Below are 16,200 nucleotides of genomic sequence, written 5' to 3'. Positions count from 1 at the left end.
TATACGAAAAAGAGGCCTTTTTGGGGCCTCTTTTTTTTGTCATGATTTCATTGTTTGAACGATGAGAGATGTCAGCGCTTTAGAACCCTCAGGTATGAGATGGACGCCGTCCGGTGTGAAGTATTCAGGGTGCTGCAATGCTTTTGCGTGCCAATCGACAAGCGTCACATTTTTCCGTGACTCGGCCTGCCGGCGCAATGATTCGTTTACTTTGCTTTCCCACTGCCGCGGCACACGTGTGTTGACAAGATAGATATCGGCTTTTGAAAAGGAGCTGATCAGTGATTCAATTTGGCTGTTTGTGAAATAGCCGTTCGTCCCTAACTCGATGATGACCGCTTTGTTCGGCTGATTAAATGACGCATATTCCGAAGTGAGCCGGAGTGCTTGAGAGACTTGTCTTCCTACCTTTCCGTCGATGGTGACATGAGGGAGGGACTGCCGCAGGTATGACGCAATGTCCAGCATCACCGAGTCACCGATGGCCAGCACGTCTTGCTGAGGCTGTGTTTGTTTTGAATCAGCCGTTTTTTGAGATGACCGTTCCTTTTTCTCTTCGTTTTTCTTTGTATTTGATTTGTCTGTTGGTTCTTTCTTGTTTTTGTCTGACGCGGTGTCCGTTTTTTCGCCGCCGTGTTTTTTCTTGCTGTCTTCTTCTTTTGCAGGCTGATCGTGATCGGCCGTTTTGTGCGAAGAGGCGGCGGTTTCTTGCTGATCATTTTGCGCGTACGTCCATTGCGGCTGTTTTTTCTCTTCGGCTATCCCTGACAGCCCGCCCGCAAATACGAGAATGGCGGCAAGAATAAGGCCGAGCGACATTCTGCTGATGACAGAGGACGTCTTCCATTCCAGAAAGCGGTTCAGAAACACGCGGCGTAAAAATGGCCGGAAGCCCGCAGTGCGGATCGGCTGTTCAATGAAATGGTAAGATAGCTCGGCAAGAATGAAAGTGGCGCCGATTCTGACGGCGCAGTGCCAATAAACCGGATTTCCGATTTCCTGTACGGGTGTGCTCAGCACGATAACCGGGTAATGCCAAAGATAGATTCCGTATGATCTCGTTCCGATCCAGCGAAGCGGCTTCCATGAAAGAACATGTCCCAAAAAGCTGCTCGGATGGCATAAACATGCGACAAGAACCGCTGCGGTGATGCTGATCAAAAGCATGCCGCCCTTGTACAGGAAGGGTTCATATTCATCCGTGTAAAAGACGCAAAGCAGCAGCGCGGCAAAAGCGGCAAGCTCCGTCCCGTGAAGCAGGTGTTTCATGCTGCTCGGCAGCCGTTTGGAAGATAATCGTTTCATCGGCCACACTAAAGCTAAAGCGCAGCCGATCAGCAATTCAAATGAGCGGGTATCCGTTCCGTAATAAACGCGGCTCGGATCTCCGCCGGGCACATACATCATACTCATTACGACTGCCGAACATAACGCGAGGAACATGACCGCGGCCGCAAGCCGGGCCCGTGTTTTACATATGTACATTCCCGCAAGCAGCAGGAAGGGCCATATGATATAAAACTGTTCTTCAATCGCCAGCGACCAAAGGTTTTTTAATGGCGAAGGGGAGCCGAAGCTGTCGAAATAAGAAAGTTGATGAAAGATAAACCACCAATTGCTTATGTAAAAAAGTGAGGAGACCGCATCTCCGCGTACGGTATGCAGGAGCTCGCTGTTAAACAATACGACCCAAATGACTGTCGTGATAATCATGAGATAAGCCGCCGGCAGAAGCCGCCTGATCCGGCGCACCCAAAAATCACGCAAATCAAGGGTGATGGCATTGCCTTGGGCAGGCAATATAATAGATGTAATTAAATACCCCGATAAAACAAAAAAGATATCAACACCGATGAAACCGCCGTCGGCCCAGTTAAAATTCAGATGATATGCGATAACTGCGAGGACGGCAAAGGCGCGAAGTCCATCCAGTCCGGGAATATAGCGGTGATGCAGTGACTTGTCTGACATGGTATTCCTCCAATAATGTGCGCGGAAATTCTCGCTGTTTTGCGGATGGCTATGGCAGATTTCTGTACAGTCTTCCATTTGTTCCGTTAATTAGACGCATTCGGAAGGGGATTTTGTTTCAGAAAAAATGAATGAAATGCTGTGATTTTCTTAAACTTTTCAGCCCCCGTCCGGCGTCTGTTATATGAAAAGGGTCCCTTATGCATCTTGGCTGTTGCGGGACGTAAGAAAAAATCCATGATCTGCGGATATCATGGATTTTTTTCTTTCTTTATCTGATGTAGCGGTCTCCGACAAGCAGCTTGGAGATGACGGAGGTCGGTATTGTAAACTCTGTAACGCCCATATATCCGGGTGCCGCTTCATATTCGTCAAATGAAATAACAAGTTTGTGCTTATCTGTAATATAAAAATTCTGGTCGGCGCGGATGGCTTTAAAAGGCTCCGTCATATCATCATCTTCGACCCAGTATATTTTATTCGGATCTTCTTTCATCTGTTTTTTCATTTGTTCTTTAATATTTTCGCTGATGACTTTAATATAACGGTCATCTTTAAATAAGCTCTTTAACGTAAGCACGGCCTCATTCTTTTTATCAATCGTGATGTAACGGCTTTGTGTATAAGAGGAAGCTTGCGTTTTTTCGATATCACGTCGGATTGAGATCAGATCCGCTGTGTCAGTAACGGTTTCATAATCGCTGTAAATACTGAGGTGGCCTTTTTTGCTTTTTGAGGTCGCCTTCATAAATTCCTGATACAGCTCTTTGCTTTCTTTCATATAATGCCGGTTGATGCTGTCTTCGAGTTTATGATCGGAAAGGCCGGACAGAGCGGGCGTTTTCACATCAATGCTTGATTGGTTCTTTTCTTCCTTCATCTCCGTGAATGTGATGGCTTGGACGACTTTGCCGATGACGGGGATTTTAGACATGGCTTGTGCGGCATCCGGATTGATATTGACAACGGCGGTAAATAAGACGGCCGCAGCGACTGCCGCGGATGTCGGCCACATCACGATTCGTTTTTTCTTCGGTTTTTGCCGAAGGGCTTTTTCGACAATGCTGTCCAGTTCCTTAGGAATGGGCACACTTTTATACTCTTCTCTTAATTGTTCTAATCTCTTTTCCATTAAGAAAGATCCTCCTTCGTCAGCTGAATGCGCATGAGCTTCAGCCCCCTGTAAAGGCGTGTTTTGACGGTGTTGATGTTTTCCCCCGTGATGTCCGCGATTTCTTCTAATTTCAGGTCTTCAAAGAAACGCAGAATGATAATGGTTTTATATTGATGCGGCAGGTCATCAAGCGCTTCGTGAAGGTCTGTGTCTTTGTAGTGATCTTCCTTTCCGCGGCTTAAAAACTCGATCGTTTCATCGTCCATCACTTTCAGTTTTTTCTGTTTGCGGAGAAAATCAATGGCCGTGCGCACTAAAATTTTATAAAACCAGCTTTTGATCACATCGGGGTTTTTGACGGATTCGACCGATGTCAGCGCTTTTTGAATTGATTCCTGAACAATATCTAACGCGTCATCCTTGTTCTTTACGTAACTGTACGCAAGCCGGTAAAAGTCTTCCTTGCGCTCAGTTATGCACGTCACAAGCGACGCTTTGGCTGTTTCGTTCTTCATTGCTTCAAAGGGCTCCTTTTTTAAAAATACGTATCATAGGCTGCTGCCTAAGGATAGACGGGACAGGGTGAAAAATAGTTTGCGCAGAGGGGATCATTTTTAAAAGGAAAAGGAAGGAAAGACGATGAGATGAAAAAAAGAGCCGGAACGGCTCTTTTTCGGATGTGTCTGATATTCAGCTGAACGGTTTAGTTCGGTTTGACTAAGATTTTCACTTGGTTTTTCTCTTTGATTAAAGCGCCGAAGCCTTCTTCAATCAGGTCGTCGAGCACGATTTTTTTAGTGACGAGCTTATCTGCTGAGAAGTAGCCCTCTTTCATCAGTGCAAGAACGGAAGGGAAGATGTCACGGTATCCGATAATGCCTTTTACGGTCCGTTCTTTGATGACGATATCGTTCGGATGAATTTCCGCTCCTTTTTCCCAGATGCTGACGATAACCGTTTCACCGGCAATGTTTGTTGACTGGATTGCCTGGCGGAGAACGACAGGAACGCCTGTTACTTCATAAGAAACATCAACGCCGCCGTTTGTGCGTTTAGCGATTTCTTCAACGACATCGTCCGTTTTTGACGGATCAATGATGATAGCGCCGAGTTCTTTCGCTTTTTCCTGACGTTCCGGTGAAAGTTCAACCGCGTAAATATCTGTGGCGCCGGCCGCTTTCAGGGCTTCAATCACAAGCAGCCCGATCGGTCCGCAGCCAAAAACTGCCGCCTTGTCGCCCGCTTTTAATTTGCTTTGGCGGACGGCGTAAAGCGCTACCGCTGACGGCTCAACAAGCGCGCCCTGTTCGTAAGAAAGCTCTTCAGGAAGCTTAAACAGCAATTCTTCGTCAACGGATACATATTCAGAAAATCCGCCGCCGCCTCCGGCTAAGCCTAAGAATCCCATTTGTTCATCAAGGTTATAGGCTCCCTGATGTCCGTGTGTGGCAAAAATCGGTTCCACGACGACACGGTCGCCGACGCTGTAATTTTTGACGCCTTCGCCCACTTCAACGACTTCTCCTGAGAATTCGTGACCCATCGTGACGGGCGCCATTTCGTTTGTTAACGGATGAGGTTTGCCGACCGGAATAAAGATCGGGCCTCCCAAATATTCATGAAGGTCGCTTCCGCAAATCCCGCACCATTTGACTTTAATTTTGACTTTACCCGGTTCTGCTTTAGGTTCATCAATGTTTTCGATTCGAATGTCTTTTTGATTGTGCCATCTTGCCGCTTTCATTGATTATCACTCCTAGTCTGATTGAAACGAGTATAGGTACATGATCAATATGAACCACGGTTAAAAGGAATAAAGTGCCTGCTTCCTAAAGCCTGATTTCTCAAAATATATCATATTATGCAACTATCAATAGGCCTTATAAAAAGTCCATATTGAATGCAGAAATACTCTATGAATATTATAACGCTAATGAATTAAATTTTGTAGTATAATTTACCATGGAATTATATAGAACAGGAAATTGTGCCGTCGTTATGTGCATGTCTCATCACGTTGTAATGAACATGTAAAGTGATTGAAATATTATAATCGTCTTCTTGGTGTATAATTTTGCCTAGAATAAAGAATCAGGAGGACGAAAGCTTGAAGAAGTTATTCTTAGCCTTATTGATTTTAGCAGGAAGCACGCTGGGAGCGATCAGTTACTCTTCTGATGCAAGTGCTAAAAAAGTGAACGGAAATATTACATGGTATAATGGAGTCGGTAAAAAAGGATCTTCCGGTAAAAAACTGGGACACTGGGATTGCGCGACAAAATTAGGATTTGACGTTCCGAGAAACGGAACGAAAATCAGAGCTTATGCCAAAGCAAAACCGAAAAAGGTTATCACCGTATACAAAAATGATGTAGGCCGTATGCCGAATGCCGTATTGGATGTCAGCCCGAAAGCGTTCAAAGCGCTTGGATATCCATTAAGCAAAGGAAGAGTATCCGGACACTACAGCTATTAAAATAGACCATCTTAAAAAGCAAGGACACTGATTCTTGCTTTTTCTGATTGACGGAGAGATTGATAATGAAGAAGAAACGATGGATCTGGATGTTGCTGGCCGCCGTTTTGGCGGCGGCGGTCATCGCGGCCGTTTTACTGATTAAAGGAAAAAGCCACGGCGGCGGGAAAGCCGTTGTCTCCGGCGGTCATGACAAGCTGCTTGTTTCCATTACAGACAAAGATCTGATGACGAAATATTACGAGGACGGCCGCGTGCTGTACGAGGAAAAGCTTTCGGCATATCCGGCGTTTGCGCTGGATGATGCCCATCAGGTGCTCTATTTTGTCGGGAATAATGACCAAAATGAGATGCGTCTGTATAAGCTTGATCTGAAGACGAAAAAGAAGACGGTGCTTTATAAAGGAACGGCAAGCGCTGACAGTCTGTTTTTATCAAAGGATCTGACGCACATTTATTTCCGTCTCGGAAAAGCGGATGAAGATATTTTCCGTCTCGCATCTTTTGATTTGAAAACGAAACGTTATGAAAATCTGTATCCCGCCGCCGATGAGAAAGACGACAGTGTAAGCAGCTTCTTTTATAACCGCAGCCAAAACGATTTTGCGCTTCTGCATTATTCCGTAAAAGAGGATTATCAAAAAACGGATGAGGCAAATGAGAAGGGGATTGACCCTGAACCGACGAATATCCGGTTTGCGGCAGGAGCGGGCGAACACCTTCAGGATCTGACAAACCTTGAACAGTTTATCAGCGACGTGGCGGTGTCACCGGACGGAAAGAACCTTGTCTTTACATCTTATACCCAAAAAGGGACGGAACAAAAAGCGTCCATCCGTCTGATGAATGTCAAAACGAAAAAAGATGAAACGATTATCTCAAACGGGAAGGACTTCGCTCCGCTGATTGATGCCCAGCCTCAGTTTTCTAAAGACGGCAGCATCATTTATTTCATGGCGGAAGCAAAAGGCGCTAAGCGTCTGAAGGATGAAACGGGGCGGAATGCGAAGGTCCGGACCATTTATGCTTATCATTTGGATACGAAAAAATGCGAAAAAGTCTGGGAAAATGACAACGGCATTATCAACAGTTTTTCCGTCATCCAATCATGAAAAAAACACTCAGCGCCCGCTGGGTGTTTTTTAATGAACAAAGCTGGCTGCGGCTGAGGCGAGCCATTTGAAAAAACGGAGAATCGGAACGGCAAAATGAAGCGTTTCGATGAATGACTGTGCGGCAAGGTTCATTTTCCGCCGTTTTGCCAATTCCTTCAGATCTTTCTGCTGCCGATCGTTTTTCATGTTCATTGCTCCTTTGCATCATAAAAGGACATGATAACGCAAAGGCCTCTCATGAGACATGGAGGCCTTCTCTATGTTGAGACTCGTAAAAGGGAGGTCTAACTTGATGCCGTTTGATTATTGTTTTGGAGATTTACCAACGAACGGACGCCGTCGATCATTTTACTGCCGCAAAGGGGGCAAGTCGGGGTATCACTGCCGGCAAAATTCTTTCTGCTCCAGCCGATACAGTCCTCTTTTGTGCATTCCCACGTACTGACATCTTCTTTAGGCAGCGGTTCCTGATTACGTTTGTTGTAGTAAGACATAAAGTCACTTCTTCCCTTATGAATTTTCGTGCACTCCTTCATTGTCTCATACTTTTCCCTAATCTCCTAATTCCTTTTTCTATCCAGATTTCCAATGAGGGTGCACCGTCTTCCTGTTATTACAGTATATGCAAATAAGTGTCTTCTTATTTTTTCTTTTTGGATAAATAAAAAAGCCCCTCTCAGAAAAGGGGGATGTTTGTTTACTGCTTATCCGTGACGTCCATCGGTCTCATCATGTCGTAATCTTCGTGCTCTAAAATATGACAGTGCCATACGTAGCGTCCGCTGTAAGGAGCGAAAGTCGCCGCGATTCTGATGACCTCTCCCGAGTGCGCCTGCACGGTATCTTTCCAGCCTTTCTCACTTGGAGGAGGCGGGACGGCGGGGCCTGTATACACAATGTCGCCGAATTTGTTATAACGCTCTAAGTCAAAAGGGCGCCGGTCAAGGATTTGGAAGGAGACAAGGTGCAGGTGTATCGGATGGGTGCCCCCCATCGGATTGATAATCGACCAGATTTCCGTTGTGCCGAGCTTCGGCGCTTCTGTCACAGGATCATGCCATCGCTTGTTATTCAGCGTCAAAACGGGCCGGCCGTATTTGTCTTGCGTATTTGTGAGTTTAAGCGTCCTGATATTGTGTATTCTCTTTGATGTCACATTAGGCATTGTTGAAAGATATTTAGGCTTACGGCTTGTGTCTTCTCCCTTCAGCGGTTTTGTGACGCGGAATTGCATCACATTGGCGTCTGTATCCGGATCGGCGTCGCCCCCGCAGCCGGTGCCGTTCGTTAAAATGATATGTTCTCCGTCAAAGGCGGAGAAATCGATGAGCACATCATACCGCTCTGCCGGGGCTAAGCTGATAGATTGTGTTTTGACAGAGCGGGGAAGCAGTCCGCCGTCAGAACCGATTTGGATAAACTTCCCGCCGTTATTGAGCGAGAGAGAAAATGTTCTTGTATTGGAGGCATTAAGGATGCGGAAACGATATGTCCGCGGTTCAACTTCCATATACGGCCACGCTTTACCATTGACGAGAATGGTATTTCCGCAAAAAAACGGGACGATGGAAGGGTCGGGCAGCGTTTCGGAAGGGTTAGCAGGTCCGCTCGGATAAGACAAGGAACCGTCGTCATTTAACGTGCGGTCCAAAATCATAAGCGGTACGTCATACTCTCCGGAGGGAAGCTTCAGCTGCTTTTCTTTTCGCTCGCGGATGATATACATCCCGGCAAGCCCCGCGAACACATTGAGCCTCGTAATCGCCATGGCGTGATCGTGATACCATAACAGAGCCCCGCGCTGTTTGTTTGGATAATGGTATACCTCTTTCTCAAAATAAGGACCCGTTTCCTTAAAATCCTTTGTGAACCAGGCTTCCGGGTAGCCGTCGCTGTCCGGCGGGGTTGCTCCTCCGTGTAAATGGACGACGGTTTTGACATCGGGTTCCTGATGGCCGCTTTCTGAATGGTGAATGGTATGATCCACAGGCAGAAAATGCTTATCCGGAAGGTCATTCATCCATTTAATATAGACGTTCTCATCTTGGTTCACGTCGATCGTCGGGCCGGGAAATAAACCGTTATACCCCCACAGCCGGGTCGGCGGGAGATCGCGGTGCAGCTTGTGAAAGCATTCCTTCATGGTGACTTCATAATACGTGCTGCCGTCTGATTTCTTCTGCGGCTGGAGTGTTTCGATAATCGGCAGTTCATCTGCAAATTTTTCTAGTGCCATTTTTCATCCTGTCCTTATCATTTATTGAAATCCTGTACTACAGTTAATGCTGCCTTGAACAGGTTGGTTAAAAAAACACCCGCCCTTTTTTGAGGAGGGTGTTTGCGGTTATTGCGCAACCCGGCTTTCGGAAGCGCTCTCTTTCGGTTTTTGTTTTTTGCGGAATACATATGAGGCAAGCACCAGCAGAGTAATAAATCCTGTCAGCAGAAATTCAGACCGCATTGAGCTGATAAACAGCATAGATAACAAGATGGCGCAAATGGCGATGATCGTCAGGTAGGTTAAGTACGGATAGAACCACATTTTGATTTTAAGAGATTCAGGGTTTGTCCGTTCGATTTTCTTTCTCATTCTCAGATGTGAGACGGCGATGACGAGATAAACGAGCAGTGCGATCGCCCCTGATGAATTGACCAGAAATAAGAATACGGAGTCGGGAGAAAAGTAGTTCATAACAACGGCAATATAGGAGAAAAAGGTGCCGGCGATAATGGCTTGAACCGGTACGCCTCTTTTACTCAATTTCATAAAACGCCGCGGCGCTTCATTTCGCTCTGCCAGTGAATACAGCATCCGTGACGTCGTATAAAGCCCGGAGTTCAGGCAGGACAGAACGGCTGTCAGGACGATGAAATTCATGATTTGAGCGGCTGCGGGAACCCCGATATGGCTCAAAACGGCAACGAAGGGGCTTTCCAAAATATTGGCTGAATCCCACGGCAGCAGTGTGACCACAACCGCAATGGAGCCGACGTAAAAAATAATGATCCGCCAAACGACTGAGCGGGTCGCCTTTGTGACGGATTCGACCGGATTTGACGTTTCTCCCGCTGCGATTGCGACGATTTCAGATCCCATGAAAGAAAAAATGACAACGACGATGCCGAGCAGAACGGAACTTGGACCTTTAGGGAAAAATCCGCCGCTGCCCGCCAGATTTTCCAGCCCGACCGGTTTGCTGCCGGGGACGATTCCGAAAATGAACGCAAATCCCGCGATTAAGAAGACAACGATCGTCGCTACCTTCACTAAGGAAAGCCAGTATTCAAATTCGCCGAACGATTTAACTGAATAAATATTCGTCAGTGTTAACAGCACGGTCAGAAGCAGACTCGTCAGCCATAACGGAATGCCCGGGAACCAGTACTGTATGATTCCGGCGCCTGCAATGGCTTCAATGGCAATGACGATGACCCAGAAAAACCAATACAGCCATCCGATTGTAAAACCGGCCCAAGGACCGATGGCGTCATGCGCGTACTGTGAAAACGAACCGCTTGTCGGGTTGACGGAGGACATTTCCCCCAGCATTCTCATAATAAAAATCACTAATAATCCTGCTAAAGCGTAGGAGACAATCGCTCCGGGTCCGGTGGAATGAATGACGGATCCGCTTCCGACAAATAATCCGGCGCCGATCACGCCGGCAATTGAAATCATAGTCATATGCCGGGTTTTTAATCCCTTTGATAAAGAGTTAGGCTGATTCATTCTTTGCCTCCTTTAGTTTATTTATGCTGAATATTCCGACAAGTATTATTCTATCATAAATGCCACAGACAGTTGAAAATGATGTAAGAAAATATGACATTTTTTCTCGTCCGTACAGCAGAAGGTGCCGGAAGGAAAAGAAATAATTTTCTGTTATTTTTGTGTTTTAATGGGTTTGAAAATAATTCCATGAACATAGGGTGGCGAGAATCCTTGATACGATTGGGATGAGAGGGGTTTCGTGAATAAAAATAAGTTTCCTGAGCGCATAAATGTTCTATGCTTACTATTTTTCTGTGGAAAGTGAATCATGTTTCTATAGACCCACTGTGTCTTCGCTTTGTATGATAATGAAGGAAAAATTGAACGGGAAGGAGGATTTTCAGTGGAGAGATATCATGAATTGAAAAAAGGCGAAACCGGAGCGATTGTCAGTATTGGCGCATATGCGGCATTGTCGGCTGTGAAGCTTGTGATCGGTTATTTGTTTCACTCAGAAGCGCTTCAGGCCGACGGTTTAAATAATACGACTGATATCGTGGCATCTGCGGCTGTTTTCATCGGTTTGCGCATCTCTCAGAAACCTCCTGACGAAGATCATCCTTACGGCCATTTTCGGGCGGAGACCGTCGCGTCACTCATCGCTTCCATTATTATGATGCTTGTCGGAATGCAAGTGCTGTTCAGCGCCGCGCAATCTATTTTTTCCGTTAAAGAGGAAACACCGGATATGATAGCCGCCTGGACGGCCGCGGGGAGCGCCGTCGTGATGCTGATGGTCTACCGCTATACGAAAGGGCTTGCCAAAAAGGTAAACAGCCAGGCCCTTTCAGCTGCGGCCGCTGATAATAAATCAGATGCGCTCGTCAGTATCGGCACGTTTATCGGAATTTTTGCTTCACAGTTCCATTTGGCTTGGGTGGATACGGTTACCGCGTTTATCATCGGATTGATCATCTGCAAAACCGCGTGGGATATTTTTAAGGAATCCTCTCATTCGCTGACTGACGGTTTTGATGTCAAACATATTTCTGATTATAAAAAGACGATTGAACAGATTGCGGGCGTCAGCCGTTTAAAAGATATTAAAGCGAGATATCTGGGCAGCTCCGTTCATATTGATGTCGTCATTGAAGTGCCGTCAGATCTGAACATTAAAGAGAGTCATGAGATCGCAAATGAGGTAGAACGCAAGATGAAAGAGGAACATGCCATTGACCATTCACACGTTCATATGGAGCCTCTCCAGCTGAAATAAAGCTTCCTTTCTAAAGGGAGCTTTTTCCTTTTTCAGACTGGAAACAATTCGCTGGAAACGTTTTTTTATACTGTTTATATTTTGTGGTAAAGTTAGGTTACGATAATTGAAATTTGAGAGATGACTAGGAGGAGAAGAATGGCTTATAAAGAAGAGCTGCATCCGCTGCTGGAGAAAGCCGTTGAGCATATTGAAAACATCATCATAGGAAAACGGGATATCGCCATACTCAGTCTGGCCGCCATTCTCGCAAAAGGGCATGTGCTGCTGGAAGACGTGCCGGGAGTCGGAAAAACGATGATGGTCCGCGCTTTGGCCAAACTGATCGGAGCTGACTTTAAGAGGATTCAGTTCACGCCGGATCTTCTGCCGTCAGATGTGACGGGTGTCTCTATTTATAATACGAAAACGATGGAATTTGAATACCGCCCGGGACCGATCATGGGGAATATCGTGCTGGCTGATGAAATTAACAGAACCTCTCCGAAAACACAGTCTTCTCTGCTTGAGGCAATGGAGGAAGGGAATGTCACGATTGACGGAAAGACAATGCGGCTGGCTGAGCCGTTTTTCGTCATGGCCACACAAAACCCGGTTGAATATGAAGGAACGTATCCGCTTCCCGAAGCCCAGCTTGACCGGTTTTTATTTAAGCTGCGCATGGGCTATCCGACTGCCGAGGAAGAGCTTCGGGTTCTGTCTTTGCAGGAAGGGCGCAATCCGCTTGAAACAATCGAGCCCGTCATTTCTAAAGAACAGTTTATCAGCCTTCAGCAAAAACTGGAGCAGGTGCGGGTGGATGATGGAATAAAAGCGTATATCGTCGGCATTACTCAGCATACCCGCCGGCATCCGTCCGTACATCTGGGCGTAAGTCCGCGCGGTTCAATCTCATTAATGAAAGCCGCGCAGGCGTACGCGCTGCTTCATGACCGCGATTACGTCATTCCTGATGACGTCCAGTATTTGGCTCCGTATACGCTGCCGCACAGAATGATCCTGACCGCAGAGGCGAAATTTAACGATGTGACGCCGGAAGCGATTATAGAAGACATCATGCAAACGGAAAAAGTGCCCGTCCAAAGGATGTCGGTCCGCTAATGAGAAAGAAGATGCATTGGCTTCTATATGGCTGGAAGCTGCTTATGTTGGCCGTACTGACGGCGGCTGTCTTTTCTTATGCCATGTTTCAGGGCGGATTTGTGAGCTGGTTTTTATTTTATGCGTTTTTGCCGTTTACCGTTTACGCCGGGCTGGTCGCTGTGTACCCGCTGCGGGCGTTTCAGGTGACGCGTGACGTGTCCTCTGCCCAGTTAACCTCAGGCGACAGGCTGTCTGTCACCATCAGGCTGACGAGGCGCCTGCCGTTTCCGCTGACATATATGGTCATTGAAGATGTGATGCCGGAAACGCTTGGCGAGAGGCGCAGTGCGAAACAGCTCGTGTTTCCGTGGTTTCAAAGGAAGCTGACGTTACAATATGAGCTGCCGCAGGTGCCGCGCGGAGAGCATCATTTACATACGATAAGAGTGCGGACGGGAGATGTTCTCGGGCTTTTGGACAAGACGGCGTCGTTTTCCGTAACGGATACGGTTCTGGTTTTCCCGGCGTACGGGTCTGTTCACTATAAGCCGCAGGCCGCATCCGGAGAAGAGGGTGCGGGTGCCGGCGCTCCGTTTCAGGTACACCGCTCCGCAATGGCTGCGAGCGTCAGAAATTATCAGCCGGGCGACCGGTTTTCCGCACTTGACTGGAAAACATCGGCGCGGCGAAATGAGCTGATGACGAAGGAATTTGACCCGCTGCAGAGTATGAATATGATTCTCCTTTTGGACTGCAGGCCGTCCCCTTCGTTTGAAGCCGCGGTGTCAGCTTCGGCATCCCTGCTTTACACGGCGCTTATGAAGGGCTCTCCCGCAGGGTTTATTTCATTGGGGAGCGACCGGACCGTATTTCCCGTCGGGGAGGGAGACCGGCATTTCAGAAAGATGCTGCGTTACCTGGCATCAGCTTCAGAATCGGAAGAAGCTGGTGCAGGCGGGCGTTTAGAAAAAGAGCTGGCGGATCCGCGCGTCCGCAAAGCTTCCATTGCCGTCGTGACGGGCAGTCTTACAGAAGACCTTCTCAAACAGGCTGAGCCCGGCCGTGCTGACATGACGGTGTTTTTGGCGAAAGAAACGAATGCCGCGCTTTCGGACAAAGAACGGAAACTCGCTCTCATCTTCGCTCAAAAAAATATTAAGGTGCAAATGATCAGGGACAAACGGGTGTCCCATGTTGTTTAGAAAGAGAGGTGGCGCGCCATGCCGCATGACGAGAACCAGGGAAGCAGGCTGAGTCTGCTGCTGTTTTATTTTCTCGCTTTTTTATTGTTATGGGAATGGCTCAGGCCGCTGCACAATTTTACGGATACAAAACATACCGGTTTTTTCATCGTTTTTATCGGTTTGGCATTTCTGCTGTCATTCTTCCGGATGAGGTGGTACGTCACCGTGCCGTCCTGCATTCTGTTTACGTTGATCAGTATTCACATCCTGTTTTATAAAGGGTCTATTTTTCAGCCGGAATGGCTCGTTTCTTTTTTGCGGGACGTGATGCAAAATGCCCGCCACATCGGGACCGGAAGATGGAATGATATGAATCCGTCATTCCGCACATTGCTGTTTTTTGTGCTTTTATGGCTGCTCGTGTATTTGCTGCATTACTGGGTGATCTATCAGCGGAAAATCTTATTCTTTTTTATCATGACGGTGGCGTATATCACCGTGCTTGATACGTTTACTCCCTATGATGCCGCATACGCCGTCATCCGGATCGTCTTTATCGGCTTTTTGATGATGGGGCTTTTGTATATGGAGCGCATCCGGCTTACGGAACACATAGCGTTTAAAAAAAGATTGATACTCAAATGGTTTCTGCCGCTGATGCTGTTTATCTGCGCTTCCGTCGTGTTCGGTCTGGCGGCTCCGAAATCAGACCCGAACTGGCCGGACCCCGTGCCGTTTCTTAAAAAAATAACAAACCACAAAGAAGTGCCCGCCGCCGAAAGCAAAATCGGCTACGGCAATCATGATGAAACATTGGGCGGCCCTTTTCAGGAGGATGATACGCCGGTTTTTACATGGAAGGGAAAAGAACGGGCGTACTTCCGGGTGGAAACGAAGGATACATACACGGGGAAAGGCTGGGTGGAGACCGATCAGGGCATGTCCTATAAACTGAACGGCGGCAACGTTGAAGATATATGGTTTGACCGGAGTGTGCAGACGAGACGGTATACGGCACAGGTGTCCATTGATGAGAATTATCTCTATAATCACGTCATGTATCCGATCGGCGTCTCCAATATTAAACCGAAGCACTCGATTCAGCTTGAAATGAACGGAAACACCGAGCAAATTACGCCGGTCAGTGAACAAGTAGGCAACATCCGCAATATGGGACGGTACACGGTGACTTTTCAGGCGCCCGTCTTTAAGCTGAATGATCTCAGAAAAGTGAAAGTAAAACGATACCGTGAGCAGAATCAATTCAATGACCGGTATTTACAGGTCCCCGACAGCCTTCCGAAAAGAGTGAGACAGCTTGCGGACAGACTGACGCGGGATCATCATAATATGTTCGATAAAGCGAAGGCGATCGAGGATTATCTCGGATCTTCCGCATTTTCGTATCATACACAGGATGTCGCGGTTCCGGAGCACAATCAGGATTATGTCGATCAATTTCTGTTTGAAACGAAAAGAGGATATTGTGATAACTTTTCATCGGCAATGGCCGTGCTGCTCCGATCTGCGGGTATTCCCGCCCGTTGGGTGAAGGGTTATACATCCGGCGAGTATAAAGGCGCAGGCGACCATAACGGCCACATTTATGAAGTCACGAACAACAACGCCCATTCGTGGGTAGAAGTGTATTTTCCCGATCAGGGCTGGGTGACGTTTGAGCCGACAAAAGGCTTCACCAATCCGACGGAGTTTACGTCAGAGCAAAATCATACCGCGGCAAAAGACAGCGGAGGCTCAGCGGGGAACTCGGATGAACCGTCTGACAAGCAGCGTCAGGAAACAAAGCCGGAAAAAGAGGAAAAGCCGAAAAAGCGGGATCACAGCGCGGCACCGCAGCCTGTGATCCGCAACAAAACCGCGGCACAGCTATGGCCGTATGCAGCCATCGTCATTGTGATTTCAGCCGCGGCGGCACTCGCCTGGCTGCTCCGGGCGCGCTGGATTCCGCACGTTACAGCAGCCAGATTGAAGCGGCGAACGGATGAAGACGTCTTTTTCGACGCATATGCCGCGCTGCTCCGACAGCTGAAACGAAAAGGGTTCAGCAGGGGAGACGGAGAAACGCTCCGTGATTTTGCCGCGAGGGTTGACGAGGCGATCCATACAAACGACATGTCCGAGCTGACGCTGCGCTATGAGCGTGCATTATACCGCAGCGATAATGCCGCAAAGCTTTGGAATGAATCGGGACAGTTGTGGGAAAATATAATTAAAAGAAGATAGTCTTGACCGCATATCGTCCTGTTGT

14 protein-coding genes are annotated in these 16,200 nt (G+C 47.5%); 6 read left to right on the top strand and 8 right to left on the bottom strand.

The window, feature by feature from the left end:
• Nucleotides 1–39: 39 nt before the first annotated feature.
• The 4 genes from AR442_RS19135 to AR442_RS19120 form a co-directional block, all read right to left on the bottom strand.
• Nucleotides 40–1,971 carry an acyltransferase family protein gene (locus AR442_RS19135; RefSeq protein ID WP_014417079.1) on the bottom strand — a complete coding sequence of 644 codons (1,932 nt, stop codon included), beginning with the start codon at nt 1,969–1,971 and terminating at the stop codon, nt 40–42.
• A gap of 271 nt (nt 1,972–2,242) precedes the next feature.
• On the bottom strand, nt 2,243–3,103 hold the full coding sequence (gene rsiV, locus AR442_RS19130; protein WP_053285260.1) for an anti-sigma-V factor RsiV: 861 nt from the start codon (nt 3,101–3,103) through the stop codon (nt 2,243–2,245).
• A complete protein-coding gene (locus AR442_RS19125) occupies nt 3,103–3,600 on the bottom strand; it encodes an RNA polymerase sigma factor SigV (RefSeq protein WP_003155802.1) in 498 nt (165 codons plus the stop codon). The genes rsiV and AR442_RS19125 overlap by 1 nt, the downstream gene beginning before the upstream one ends.
• A gap of 188 nt (nt 3,601–3,788) precedes the next feature.
• Entirely contained in the window at nt 3,789–4,829 is a 1,041-nt protein-coding gene (locus tag AR442_RS19120) for a 2,3-butanediol dehydrogenase (protein ID WP_007408876.1), read from the bottom strand.
• 363 nt (nt 4,830–5,192) lie between these two features.
• On the opposite strand from AR442_RS19120, the gene AR442_RS19115 reads away from it, so the two are divergent.
• Entirely contained in the window at nt 5,193–5,561 is a 369-nt protein-coding gene (locus AR442_RS19115; RefSeq protein WP_014417081.1) for a septal ring lytic transglycosylase RlpA family protein, read from the top strand.
• Between the two features lie 65 nt (nt 5,562–5,626).
• Nucleotides 5,627–6,673, top strand: coding sequence for a TolB family protein (locus tag AR442_RS19110; RefSeq protein ID WP_053285259.1), 1,047 nt, complete (start codon nt 5,627–5,629; stop codon nt 6,671–6,673).
• Between the two features lie 30 nt (nt 6,674–6,703).
• Here AR442_RS19110 and AR442_RS20710 read toward each other — a convergent pair whose 3' ends face one another.
• The 4 genes from AR442_RS20710 to gabP all read right to left on the bottom strand — a co-directional run bounded on the left by AR442_RS20710 (nt 6,704) and on the right by gabP (nt 10,406).
• Entirely contained in the window at nt 6,704–6,862 is a 159-nt protein-coding gene (locus AR442_RS20710) for a hypothetical protein (RefSeq protein ID WP_021495202.1), read from the bottom strand.
• 98 nt (nt 6,863–6,960) lie between these two features.
• Entirely contained in the window at nt 6,961–7,170 is a 210-nt protein-coding gene (locus AR442_RS19105; RefSeq protein ID WP_007408879.1) for a cold-shock protein, read from the bottom strand.
• Between the two features lie 203 nt (nt 7,171–7,373).
• Nucleotides 7,374–8,912, bottom strand: a complete 1,539-nt coding sequence (gene cotA, locus AR442_RS19100; RefSeq protein ID WP_029973759.1) for an outer spore coat copper-dependent laccase CotA — start codon at nt 8,910–8,912, stop codon at nt 7,374–7,376.
• Nucleotides 8,913–9,020: 108 nt separating this feature from the next.
• Entirely contained in the window at nt 9,021–10,406 is a 1,386-nt protein-coding gene (gabP, locus tag AR442_RS19095; RefSeq protein WP_012116987.1) for a GABA permease, read from the bottom strand.
• Between the two features lie 385 nt (nt 10,407–10,791).
• Between gabP and AR442_RS19090 the strand changes: the two genes are divergently transcribed.
• The 4 genes from AR442_RS19090 (at nt 10,792) to AR442_RS19075 (ending at nt 16,175) form a co-directional block, all read left to right on the top strand.
• Nucleotides 10,792–11,664, top strand: coding sequence for a cation diffusion facilitator family transporter (locus AR442_RS19090; protein WP_014417084.1), 873 nt, complete (start codon nt 10,792–10,794; stop codon nt 11,662–11,664).
• Between the two features lie 138 nt (nt 11,665–11,802).
• Complete coding sequence (locus tag AR442_RS19085; protein ID WP_053285258.1) at nt 11,803–12,765, top strand: AAA family ATPase; 963 nt, start codon at nt 11,803–11,805, stop codon at nt 12,763–12,765.
• Nucleotides 12,765–13,949, top strand: coding sequence for a DUF58 domain-containing protein (locus tag AR442_RS19080; protein ID WP_053285257.1), 1,185 nt, complete (start codon nt 12,765–12,767; stop codon nt 13,947–13,949). The genes AR442_RS19085 and AR442_RS19080 overlap by 1 nt, the downstream gene beginning before the upstream one ends.
• Nucleotides 13,950–13,967: 18 nt before the next feature.
• Nucleotides 13,968–16,175 (top strand): DUF4129 domain-containing transglutaminase family protein, encoded by a 2,208-nt coding sequence (locus AR442_RS19075; RefSeq protein WP_053285256.1) that lies wholly within the window; start codon nt 13,968–13,970, stop codon nt 16,173–16,175.
• Nucleotides 16,176–16,200 lie beyond the last annotated feature (25 nt).

Source organism: Bacillus velezensis (assembly GCF_001461825.1).
Lineage (GTDB): Bacteria > Bacillota > Bacilli > Bacillales > Bacillaceae > Bacillus > Bacillus velezensis.
Note: the sequence above shows the minus strand (reverse complement) of the source record. Positions and strands in the feature narration are given on the sequence as shown.